The 10,905-nt window shown below is 72.5% G+C and carries 11 protein-coding genes and 1 pseudogene; 7 read left to right on the plus strand and 5 right to left on the minus strand.

The features are described 5' to 3' along the window. Positions 1 to 82 precede the first annotated feature (82 nt). The 5 genes from IE239_RS16630 to IE239_RS16650 all read left to right on the plus strand — a co-directional run bounded on the left by IE239_RS16630 (position 83) and on the right by IE239_RS16650 (position 3,450). Positions 83 to 493, plus strand: coding sequence for a peptidase (locus IE239_RS16630; RefSeq protein ID WP_190150093.1), 411 nt, complete (start codon positions 83 to 85; stop codon positions 491 to 493). 158 nt (positions 494 to 651) lie between these two features. Next, on the plus strand, positions 652 to 1,383 hold the full coding sequence (locus IE239_RS16635; protein WP_190150094.1) for a response regulator transcription factor: 732 nt from the start codon (positions 652 to 654) through the stop codon (positions 1,381 to 1,383). Then, positions 1,380 to 2,837: a sensor histidine kinase gene (locus IE239_RS16640; protein WP_190150095.1), complete on the plus strand. Its 1,458-nt coding sequence runs from the start codon at positions 1,380 to 1,382 to the stop codon at positions 2,835 to 2,837. The genes IE239_RS16635 and IE239_RS16640 overlap by 4 nt, the downstream gene beginning before the upstream one ends. Before the next feature lie 110 nt (positions 2,838 to 2,947). Then, positions 2,948 to 3,181 (plus strand): DUF8825 domain-containing protein, encoded by a 234-nt coding sequence (locus IE239_RS16645; protein ID WP_190150096.1) that lies wholly within the window; start codon positions 2,948 to 2,950, stop codon positions 3,179 to 3,181. Continuing rightward, positions 3,178 to 3,450: a hypothetical protein gene (locus tag IE239_RS16650; RefSeq protein WP_308435395.1), complete on the plus strand. Its 273-nt coding sequence runs from the start codon at positions 3,178 to 3,180 to the stop codon at positions 3,448 to 3,450. Before IE239_RS16645 ends, IE239_RS16650 begins: the two co-directional genes overlap by 4 nt. A 182-nt stretch (positions 3,451 to 3,632) precedes the next feature. Here the strand turns inward: IE239_RS16650 and IE239_RS16655 are convergent, their stop codons facing one another. The 3 genes from IE239_RS16655 to IE239_RS16665 all read right to left on the minus strand — a co-directional run bounded on the left by IE239_RS16655 (position 3,633) and on the right by IE239_RS16665 (position 6,850). Beyond that, positions 3,633 to 4,052 (minus strand): CBS domain-containing protein, encoded by a 420-nt coding sequence (locus tag IE239_RS16655; protein WP_190150097.1) that lies wholly within the window; start codon positions 4,050 to 4,052, stop codon positions 3,633 to 3,635. Between the two features lie 208 nt (positions 4,053 to 4,260). After that, positions 4,261 to 5,589, minus strand: a complete 1,329-nt coding sequence (locus tag IE239_RS16660; protein WP_190150098.1) for a phosphoribosyltransferase family protein — start codon at positions 5,587 to 5,589, stop codon at positions 4,261 to 4,263. A gap of 118 nt (positions 5,590 to 5,707) precedes the next feature. Next, the gene (locus tag IE239_RS16665) at positions 5,708 to 6,850 is read right to left on the minus strand and encodes a site-2 protease family protein (protein ID WP_190150099.1); all 1,143 of its coding nucleotides are present in this window, start codon (positions 6,848 to 6,850) and stop codon (positions 5,708 to 5,710) included. 536 nt (positions 6,851 to 7,386) lie between these two features. Here IE239_RS16665 and IE239_RS16670 point away from each other — a divergent pair. Together IE239_RS16670 and IE239_RS16675 are read left to right on the plus strand one after the other, a co-directional pair. Beyond that, a complete protein-coding gene (locus tag IE239_RS16670; protein WP_190150100.1) occupies positions 7,387 to 7,827 on the plus strand; it encodes a VOC family protein in 441 nt (146 codons plus the stop codon). 588 nt (positions 7,828 to 8,415) lie between these two features. Continuing rightward, a complete protein-coding gene (locus IE239_RS16675) occupies positions 8,416 to 9,321 on the plus strand; it encodes a hypothetical protein (protein WP_190150101.1) in 906 nt (301 codons plus the stop codon). 207 nt (positions 9,322 to 9,528) lie between these two features. Here IE239_RS16675 and IE239_RS43115 read toward each other — a convergent pair whose 3' ends face one another. Beyond that, complete coding sequence (locus IE239_RS43115) at positions 9,529 to 10,194, minus strand: hypothetical protein (RefSeq protein WP_308435396.1); 666 nt, start codon at positions 10,192 to 10,194, stop codon at positions 9,529 to 9,531. A gap of 459 nt (positions 10,195 to 10,653) precedes the next feature. Beyond that, positions 10,654 to 10,812 (minus strand): annotated as a pseudogene (locus IE239_RS43120) (helix-turn-helix domain-containing protein); the annotation flags it as partial. Positions 10,813 to 10,905: the final 93 nt, after the last annotated feature.

A 10,905-nucleotide genomic window follows, 5' to 3' on the forward strand; every position in this document is an offset into this window, starting at 1 on the left:
GGGTCGTGGGTGTCCCCCCGGAAGGGCCGACGACCGGTCTTCCGGCCTCTCCAGTGATTCCCCAGTGTTTGGAGACACCCTCATGCCTGCTCTGCCCCGCCGCGCCCTGCTCGCCGCTCCCGTCGCCGTGCTCATGTTCGCGCTGGCCGCCTGCGGCGGATCCGACTCCGGCTCCGGCAGCTCCGGCGCGGCCGCTCAACAGCAGGCCCAGAGCGCGGGCGGCGCCGAGGCGGCGGGCGAGGCCGGTGACGCCGACGACAAGAAGGAGCCCCCGCTGACCGGGGACGTCAAGCAGAAGGCCGAGGCCGCCGCGCTGGCCGCGTTCCCGGGCACGGTCGTGAAGTCGGAGGAGGACGCCGAGAAGCCCGGCATGTACGCGGTGGAGGTGAAGCAGGCCGACGGAACGTCGGTCGAGGTCTACCTCGACAAGTCCTTCAAGGTGTCCGACACCAAGAAGGAGGGCACCGAGGAGGCCGAAGGCTCCGACGGCTGACCTTCCCGCCAACCGTCCGGCCGGCAGGTGACCACTCCCCGCACCGTCCGGCCGGGCGGTATCCGCGCTTCCACCGTCGTCCCGTACGTCTCCCCGGCCCCAGGCGGCTTCCCGTGAACCCTCCGACTGCCCTGGCACGCCTGTGCGAGCCTTGCGCCATGCGCCTGCTGCTCATCGAAGACGACGACCGGATCGCCGGCCCCCTCGCCGAGGGACTCGGGCGCTACGGGTTCACCGTGGACCACGTCCGCACCGGTGCCGCCGGGCTCGCCGACACCGGTGCCGCACCGGACCTCGTCCTCCTCGACCTCGGTCTGCCGGACATGGACGGCCTGGACGTCTGCCGCAGCCTGCGCGCCCGCTCCGCCGTCCCGATCATCATGATCACCGCGCGGGGCGAGGAGGCCGACCGGATCGTCGGTCTGGAGCTCGGCGCGGACGACTACCTCGCCAAGCCCTTCGGGGTGCGGGAGCTGATCGCCCGCATCCGCGCCGTCACCCGCCGCGCGGGAGCTCCCGCCTATGCGGCGGCCGGGCATGCGGACGTCCCCGGCACGCGGCCGTCGGCCTCCGGCGCCCAGGCGGTCGGTCCGCTGACCGTCAACCGCCGGACCCGCGAGGTCCACCTGGACGGCCGGCCCGTCGCCCTGACCCCCAGGGAGTTCGACCTGCTCGCCTTCCTCGCCGGGGACCCCGGCACGGTCCACTCGCGCCAGCAGATCATGGACACGGTGTGGGACCCGCACTTCTTCGGCCCCACCAAGACCCTCGACGCCCACGTCGCCGCGCTGCGCCGCAAGCTCGGCGATCCCGGCTGGATCACCACCGCCCGGGGAGTCGGATTCCGTCTGACCGTCCCCGAGGACCGAACCGGTGAGGCGGGCGGATGACCCGGCGTCTGCTGCTCAGTTACCTCGCCCTGACCGTCCTCGTCCTGGCGGGCCTGGAGATCCCCCTCGGTTTCCTCTACGCCCGCGGCGAGACCTCCCGGGCCTCCCAGAACGTGGAACGCGACGCTTCGATGCTCGCCGAGATCACCGAGGAGGACATCGAGAACGGCGATCTCGACGCGCTGCCCGGCGTGGTCGGCGAGTACGCCGGACGCACGGGCGGCCATGTCGTCGTCACCGACAGACGGGGTGTCGTCCTGGCCGACTCCGACCCGGCCGGCCGCACCGGGGTCACCCTCGCGGCACAGCCGGACATCGCCCGCGCACTGGGCAACCGGCCCACCGTCACCAGCACCACCGACGACGACGGCGACGACGTCCTGTCGGCCACCGTGCCGGGCGCCTCGGGCACCACCGTTCGCGGCGCCCTGCGCCTGACCTACCCCCTGTCCGAGGTCGACGCCCGGGTCCATCGCATCTGGGGCGTTCTCGCCCTGGTCGGCGCGTGCATCCTCGTCGCCGTCGCGCTGGTCGCCTTCAGCCTGGCCCGCTGGATCACCCGCCCGCTGCGCACCCTGGAGGCCGCCACCGCCCAGCTCGCCGACGGGCAGCTCGCCACCCCGCCCGACGCGACCTCCGGCCCGCCCGAACTGCGCAGCCTCGCGGCTTCCTTCAACCACACCGCCACGCGGCTTCAGCACCTGCTGAAGGCTCAGCAGGCGTTCGCCTCCGAAGCGTCGCACCAGTTGAAGACCCCTCTGACGTCGCTGCGGCTGCGGCTGGAGAACTTCGAGCCCTGCCTCGACCCCCGCGCCCACGGAAGCCTGGAAGAAGCCATCGGCGAGGTCGAACGGCTCGGCCGCATGGTTCAGGGCCTGCTCGCCCTCGCCCGCCTGGAGAACACCGCCACCACCCCCGAGCCCGTCGACATCGACGCCGTTCTGGCCGACCGCGTCGCGATGTGGGAGCCGCTCGCCGCCGAGCAGTACGTCGCCGTCGACATCACGGGCCCGCCCGTCGGCCGGGTGTGGGCCATCCCCGGCGCCCTCGAGCAGATCGTCGACAACCTGCTCGCCAACGCCCTGCGCGTCTCCCCGCCGAGCACCACCATCACGCTCCACCGCACCCCCGGCGCCGTGCTCGACGTCATCGACGTCATCGACCAGGGACCCGGCATGTCCGAGGCCGACCGCGAACGGGCTTTCGAACGCTTCTGGCGCGCTTCCGACACCCGTCACGACGGCACGGGCCTCGGCCTGCCCATCGTCCGCCACCTCGTCGACGCCTCCGGCGGCGCCGTCACCCTGCACCCCGCTCCCGTCACGGGCCTCGACGCCCGCGTACGGCTGCGGCCGGTCGGCGCCCACGCGCCCCGGCGTCCCCTCGCGACGGACGACGCCGTACAGACGCCCAGGAACCTCAGCCGCCGGCCCCGGACGACCGGACGGCGCTGAAGCAGCGGCCGGGCGGCCACCTGTCCCTGTCCCTGTCCCTCGGCGCCTCGGCCGTCGGGGCCTCGGCCGTCGGATGGCTCAGGAAATCGAACACATGATTGAATACTGTCATGCGACGGTTCCCCGACGATCTCGTCCGAGCGCAGCAGGAGTGGAGCGCCGCCTATCGGCAGCTCGCTGCCGGACCCGGTCGTACCGAGTCGCGGCGGCGTCTGCTCCGGCTGTCTGCTGCGGTGTTCTTCCACCCCTACTGGCAGCGGCGACGTCCCGATCCCTCCGCGTGGCGGGAACTGAGACGCCTGGAGGGCCCGGCGTCGGATGTGCGCGGGCGGCTCACCGGATGACGCGCCGGAACGCGGGACCGTACGCCTCCGACGACCCCGGAGAGCTGCCCGGACCGAGCCGCGTGATCGTGCATCCGCCCGCCCCCGCGGGCGGCCGGCGCGTTCGCGTGGACGGCGAGATCCTCGGGCTGGCTCACCACGTCGTCGACGTCGCGGAGTTCCTCCGGCGTGCCGGTCTGGAGATCGACCCGGCGGACATAGCGGGCTCACCCTGGATCGACTGGCGCGGAGTGGGGCCCGAGCACTGGGGCCGCGAGCCGGACGACTGACCGCAGAGGGCGGGAACGCCGACGCCCGCGAGGGGCGAGAGGGAGCGCGAGGGGCGGGGGCCAGGGGCGATAGGTCGCCGGGCTCCGCCGCCGGTCGCGAGCCGCCCTGCGCCCTGTCCCGCCCTCTCGAACCATCCCGCCCTCTCGACTGTGCCAGTGTCGAGGCTCGAGGCGAAGACCCGTCAGCGCTTCGCGCAGACGGCCTCGACGAACTGGCCCACCTGCTCCTCGGACAGGTGACGTGCGAGGTCCGCCTCGCTGATCATCCCGACGAGGCGATGGTCGTCGACGACCGGCAGCCGGCGGATCCTGTGTTCCTCCATGGCCTGGAGAACCTGGCCGGCCCCGGCCCCGGCGTCGATCGTGACCGGCTTGCCCTGCTCCAGCTGGCCCGCGGTCATGGTCCGGGGGTCCTTGCCCCTGGCGACGCACTTCACGACGATGTCGCGATCCGTGATGATTCCGTGGAGCCGATCGTCGGCACCGCAGATCGGCAGCGCTCCGACGTCCAGTTCCTTCATTCTGCGCGCCGCGTCCTCAAGCGTTTCGTTCTCCTGGATGCAGGTGGCTCCGGCGTGCATGATGTCCCGGGCGGTGGTCATGGTCGTCTCCTTAGGGCGTCGAAGGCGGCGCGGGGGAGAGGCCACGGAGTCTGGCCAACCCCGGCCGGTACTCCTCCAGACCAGTGTGAGCGCCGGGCCCACCCCGCGCATGCCGGGGGAGAGGCGGCCGCGCGGGACGGGCCGTCGGTGACCCCGTGCCAGGTCTCAGCCCTCAGGTGCCGCACGGGCGCCGGAGCGCACGTCCGGTTCAGCGCGCCGCATGCGAGACCGGTGCCATGTGGTCGGTGAACCAGTCACGGGCCAGATCGGTGACCTTCTCCAGGGCGCCGGGTTCCTCGAAGAGGTGGGTCGCGCCGGGGACGACCGAGAGCCGGCTCTCGCAGCGCAGCCGGGCCTGGGCGTCGCGGTTGAGGTCGAGCACCAGCTCGTCGTGGCCCCCGACGATCAGCAGCGTGGGCGCGTTCACGGCCGGCAGCCGTGGGCCGGCCAGGTCGGGCCTGCCACCCCTGGAGACGACCGCGGCGATCCGCGCGCCGGGCTCCGCGGCCGCCCACAACGCGGCGGCCGCGCCGGTGCTCGCACCGAAGTAGCCCACAGCCAGCCCCTGGGTCTCCGGCAGACCGCGCAGCCAGCCGGTGGCGTCCGCCAGCCGCCCGGCCAGCAGCCCGGTGTCGAACACGTTGGCCCTGTCCGCCTCTTCCTCCTCGGTGAGCAGGTCGAACAGGAGAGTGCCGAGCCCGGCCCGGTTCAGCCCGAGCGCCACGAACCGGTTGCGCGGGCTGTGCCGGCTGCTGCCGCTGCCGTGCGCGAACAGCACCACACCGGTCGCGCCCTCGGGCAGGGTCAGCTTCCCGCGCAGCACCGTCGCACCGGCCCGCACATCCACCTCCCGGTCGTCCGGCCCCGAGTGCCGCGGCCCCGTCCGGCGGGCGCCCGGCGGACGGGCCACGGCCTCTTCCAGACACGCGACGACCTCGTCGTCGTCCGTCTGGGAGAAGTCGGCGTAGAACTGCCCGATCGCGTAGAAGTCCCACGGGGTGTCCAGGCACACCAGTTCGTCGGCGTCCTCGCCGAGCCGTGCGGCCCAGTCGCGCGGCGCCACGGGGACGGCGAGCACGATACGCGCCGCTCCCCCGGCACGGGCGATCCGGCAGGCCGCACGCGCCGTGGACCCCGTGGCCACCCCGTCGTCGACCACCACCACCGTGCGGCCCTGTGTGCCCACCGGTTCCCGCCCCGCCCGGTAGCGCCGGGCCCGGCGCTCCAGCACCTCCCGCTCACGCGCCTCCACCTGGGCCAGCTCGTCCGGGGCGACACGCGCGGCGCGCATCACGTCATCGTTGATCACACGCACGCCGCCCTCACCGATGGCTCCCATCCCCAGCTCCGGCTGGAACGGCACGCCCAGCTTGCGCACCAGGCAGACATCGAGCGGCGCGCCGAGCGCCTCCGCGACCTCCGCGGCGACCGGCACCCCGCCACGGGGCAGCCCCAGCACCACCACCTCGGCACCCTTCAGATGCCCCAGCCGGGCGGCCAGCTGCCGACCGGCATCACGACGATCCCTGAAGAACACGACCCGACCTCCTCGTCCGGAGGAACACGACGGGCGACACGCGCCCCGTACCTCCATCCTCGACCCCGCGGCACCGGACGCGCATCGCCACACGACCCGCCCGGGCGCCGGCCCGCGGTCACCGGCCGTCACGCCGGCCGGGGGACGTACGCATCAACCAGTTCACCGTCCGGCTGACGTCCGAGAGCGAGACGATTCCGACGAGCCGGCCCTCGTCCACGACCAGCACCCGGTGCTCGGCGCCCGGCTCCATCCGCGGCAGCAGATCCGCCAGCGGGCTGTCCGACCCCACCACGTTGACCTGCGACAACGGCACCATCACCTGTCTGACGGACATGTAGTGCGCCTCGGTCTGCGGCAGCTGTCTGGCACGGTCGAGGGTGATCAGCCCGACCGGTGCCCCGTCGTCGGTCACCGGGAACGCCGAGTGGCGGTAGCGGTAGCGCGGGTCGGTGAGGAATTCCGCGATGGTGACGTCCGCCGCAACGGTGACAGGTCCGGACGTCATCGCCTCCCGTACCGGCACACCGGCGAGCGCCCCGCGCAGCTGGGCCTGCTGCCCCTCGGCGGTGGCGGTCGCGATGAGGAACCAGCCGATCAACGCCAGCCAGAGGCCGCCGAACGCGCGGCTCGTCAGGAACGTGATCACGCCGAGCGCCACGAGCAGCCACCCGAAGACCCGCCCCGCGGCGGTCGCCCCGGCCGTCGCCCGAAGCCGGTCCCCCGTGCGCCACCACAGGAAGGCGCGCAGCAGCCTGCCCCCGTCGAGCGGCGCGGCGGGTACCGAGTTGAAGATCGCGAGCAGCACGTTGATGCCGGCGAGCCAGGCCGCCATCTCCACCACGATCCCGGACGCGGACGCCCGGTCGAGCAGCCAGGCGCACAGGGCGAAGAGCCCGCCCAGCAGGAGGCTGACGAGGGGGCCGACGCCGGCGATCCTCAGTTCCGCGCCGGGACTGGACGCCTCGGTCTTGAGCCGGGCCGCTCCGCCCAGCAGCCACAGCACGATGTCGTCCACCTCGACGCCGTTGCGCCGGGCCACGACGGCATGCGCCAGCTCATGGGCGAGCAGGGAGGCGAAGAAGACCACGGCGGTGCAGAGGCCGGCCGCCCAGTACACCGCCCGGGCATGCCCCGGATACGTCTCCGGGAGGCGGCCCTGCGACAGGCCGAACGCGATGATGCCGAAGATGAGCAGCACGCTCCAGTGCACGCCGATCCGGACTCCCGAGATCCGTCCCAGAACGAACGTCGCTTTCACCGAGCTCTCCCCTCCTCACGCCTCCTCGAGCCTCCACAGGCCGTCATCCACAGGCCGTCATCCACAAGGCAGCCGTGCCGTCCGGCCACCGCTTCGGCTCACCGCCGAACCGCCGTCCGTCTCGTACCGTCGGAGATGAAGCGCGGTGTGCGCGCCACGCCGTTCGTCGCTCGCACGCTCGCCCCGGAATCCCGCCGCGCGGATCCTGCCCACTTCCAGTACACCCTCGGGCCCGCCGCATCGCGCGCCGACCGGGCCTGGAGGCGGGGAGAGCACGCGTCGGAGGCGGGGAGAACACCGAGGGCTCGGACCGGCGGCGCAGACGACGGGAGACGCGTCGACCGTCGAAGCCGAGCGGGAAGCCGTGTGATCTTCCTGAGGCGCGATCCGGATTTCCTGTGGTTCGACGGTCCGCGGACGTCGAGAATGTGCTCCCCGCTCCGTCCCGGTCACATCAGCGGTGGTCACCACCGGCCGGACGAGGAACACGAGGAACACGAGGAGCACGAGGAACACGAGGAAGAGGGAGAACCGTCATGGCGATTCAGCGGATGGACAACGTCGGCATCGTCGTCGAGGACATGGATGCCGCTGTCGCGTTCTTCGTGGAACTCGGTCTGGAGCTGGAAGGCAGGGCGGAGGTCGAGGGCCTCTTCGCCGACCGGTGCACGGGACTCGACGGCGTCCGCTGCGACATCGCGATGCTCCGGACCCCCGACGGTCACAGCCGGCTCGAGCTGGCGAAGTACCGCAGCCCCGCGGCGACCGGCGCCGGGCCGCGCAACCGGCCGCACAACATTCTGGGCACGCACCGCGTCATGTTCGCCGTCGACGACATCGAGGACACCGTTGCCCGCCTGCGTCCGCACGGAGCCGAACTCGTCGGCGAGATCGCCCGGTTCGAGGACAGCTATCTGCTCTGCTACCTCCGCGGCCCGGAGGGCGTCATCGTCGGACTGGCCGAGCAACTGAGCTGACCAGTGCTCTGCACCGCGCCCTTGCACCGACATCGATGCGGCAGACGGCGACGGACCAGGGCGCGAAGGCGGTGTGTCGGGGCGGATCAGCGGGTTGTACGGATCACCACGGTGAGGCCGGTGGCGGCTGACTCTGTCCGGGCCGGGGGTCGGCCGAGAGGACTCGAGGGCGTCTCCCCATCCCAGGAAGGCGTCTCAGGCAGTGCTTGTTTGCGCAGCTCAGGGTGGGTGGGATGGTTGCGGCGTTGCGAGTTGGGCGGTGGTGGTTGCGGTGGGTCCCCGGTGCCTTTGAAGCTGTGGGTGTCGCACCGGCCGGGATGGATTTGAGGGCCCCGGTAGCAGCCTGGCGACGACTCCCGCCTTGTGCCTGGGTGCCCGACGTGCGGCATCGGCGTCCTGCGGCGCCCGCCGCCCCGCGATCCCGGGGGCGGGAACATCCGGGCGACTCCTGCCCGCTCGGGCGGCAGGCCGTCATGTCCCCGGATCGGACGCCGACGGGTGGCGAGACGTCGGCGGGCGCGTTCGGCGGAGAGCCGGCGCGGGCCGGGAGCGACCCCATACGGACCACGAGAAGAAGGAAGACACGACATGAGCAGGAACACCCACCCACGCCGTCGTCCGGGCCGCCGCGCGGCCGCCGCCGGGCTCCTCCTGGCCGTCGGGCTCGGTATGTCGACACAGGTGACGGCACAGGCCGCCGCCCCCGCCACCGCGAAGGCGTCCGCCGCGCTGCGGTCGGTCAGTGGCTTCAACGGTGACCTGGTGACCCAGGTCGCCGACTTCTACGGCGCGTACGTCGACGCGAAGGACGACCCCGCGGGCCCGGACACCGCGCAGGTCAAGGCGTTGCGCGCGCACTACCTGACGCCCGCTTTCGCCGAGCGGCTGGCGGCTTGGGAGAAGAAGAACAAGGTGGACGGTGTCCTGCGCACCCGGCACGTTCCGGTGGACTGGACGGTGAGCGAGAGTGACAACGGCCTTGAGGTCGTCGTCACCCTGACCTTCGGCGGCGGGGAGTCGCCGACGACGACGACCAGGCTCGTCGTGAAGCATGAGCCGGGCAGCGGCATCACCGACATCCGCACCACGCGCATCGCCCCCGCGAGGGCGTCCGCGGCGGTGCGGTCGGTCAGTGGCAGGACCGGTGACTCGGTGACCCAGGTCGCCGACTTCTACGGCGCGTACGTCGACGCGAAGGACGACCCCATGGGCCCGGACACCGCACTGGTCAAGGCGTTGCGCGCGCACTACCTGACGCCCGCTTTCGCCGAGCGGCTGGCGGCTTGGGAGAAGAAGAACAAGGTGGACGGTGTCCTGCGCGCCCGGCACGTTCCGGTGGACTGGACGGTGAGCGAGAGTGGCAACAGCCGGGAGATCGTCGTCACCCACGCCTTCGGCGGCGGGGAGTCGCCGACTGTGAGGACCAACCTCGTCGTGGAACTGGAGCCGGTGTTCGGCGACGTCACCGACATCCGCACCACGAGCGCCCGCTGACGACGCAGCCGCTCCGCCCGGTCCGCTTCCGGCTTCGGCCGGGAGCGGCGGACACGATGGTGTCTGCGCCGGGGATGTGAAGCCGGACCAACGCGCGAGGTGGGCGGCCCCTCCCGGCCTCGCCCCGATCCCATCGACGGCGGGGCCGGACAAGGCCCCGCTCCCGCCGGTCGTGCTGCCCGGCGGGCTGCGTGCCCTGTCGCTTCGTCAGTCGCCGGTTCCCGCCATGTTGGCGGCGGGGATCGGGACCCAGCGGCCGGGGTGGTGATAGATGCGGTCGTACCGGTAGCCCGGCAGTCCTCTGGTACTCGTGCTGCGGAAGGGGCGGCCGTGGTCGTCGATGCGGACCGTGCCGGTGCGGCCTTGTGAGGACCAGTCGAGGTCGAGGTACCAGTCGCAGGTACAGGACTCGGTGAGCGCGGAGACCACCAGGACTTCGGGCTCCTGCAGGGACACCCGGTAGGGGAAGTCGATCGCGGGGAGTGGCGTGCCCGCCGCGTTGTCGCCAGGCATCGAACGGGCCAGGGGCTGGTGCGCGTCGAGGTCCACGGAGAAGAAGCGGGGGATGATGCCGGCGCCGCAGCCGGAGCTCAAGGAGTAGACGATGCCCCGGCCGGCGGCGGGGGCGGCGCGGTTGACGACGCGCACGTACAGGGCCTCCAGGACGACGGCGGCGGAGCCGCGTCCCTGCACCGTGATCCGCAGACCGGTGGTGCCCCCGTGCACCGCCCGCTGGGAGGCGACCCACCCCGCGATGTCCTCCGGGTGCGGCGGCGGCGGGACCTGCCGCGGTGACCGGGCGACGACGTAGTCTTCGCCGCAACCGGTGAGTCCGAGTGTGTGGAAGTTGGCGGTCCAGGTCAGGGGGGCCATCGGTGGGGCCGTGCCGACGCTTGCCCGGTTCCGCTCGGGGTTGCCGTCGCGTGTGGCCGACACGGAGGGGGGTCCGGCTGCGGATGCGCTGAGGCCGAGGAGCGCGGCGACGAGCGAGGCCGCCAGTGCCATCGAACGCACGGGTCGTCGTCGGGGGCGCCCGACGTGGAGCCGCGGCCGGGGCGGTGAGGTTGGCTCGGGGCGCTGGTCGGCAGGTGAGATTGGCCTGGGCGCCTCCACGGCCGGGCTGCGGCCGCTCGCAGAGACGGCCGATGCGGCCTCGCCTGCCGGGACGATCGATGCCGGTGCGCCAGTGGCGGTGTGGGGCGGCGGTGCCTGCCGGGCATTTGATGGGCGTGGTCGATGCCGCGCGGCGTCGGCCATGATCCACCGGCGGTGCAGCTCCGTGCGTTCTTCGGGGGAGGCGCCGCAGAGTGCGGCGAACCGCTCGACTCCAGCTGAGTCCTGCGGAACTGCTTCTCCGGAGCAGTAGCGGTGCAGGGTGGAGGCGTGCACGTCCAGTCGGCGGGCCAGTGCCGCGTAGCTGCGGTCGGTACGCTCCTTCAGCCGCCTCAGCAGTAACGCGAACTCCGCTACATCATCGTGGATCGAATCCATGTGGTCCGTACTCGTATCCGTTTGTCGACCTGTGCAGGCCTGCCCTGAGGGGGCACGGTATCCCTGGCGCTCCCCCTGTCTGCACGCCCGATA

The sequence above is a fragment of the Streptomyces humidus genome, from assembly GCF_014649655.1.
GTDB lineage: Bacteria > Actinomycetota > Actinomycetes > Streptomycetales > Streptomycetaceae > Streptomyces > Streptomyces humidus.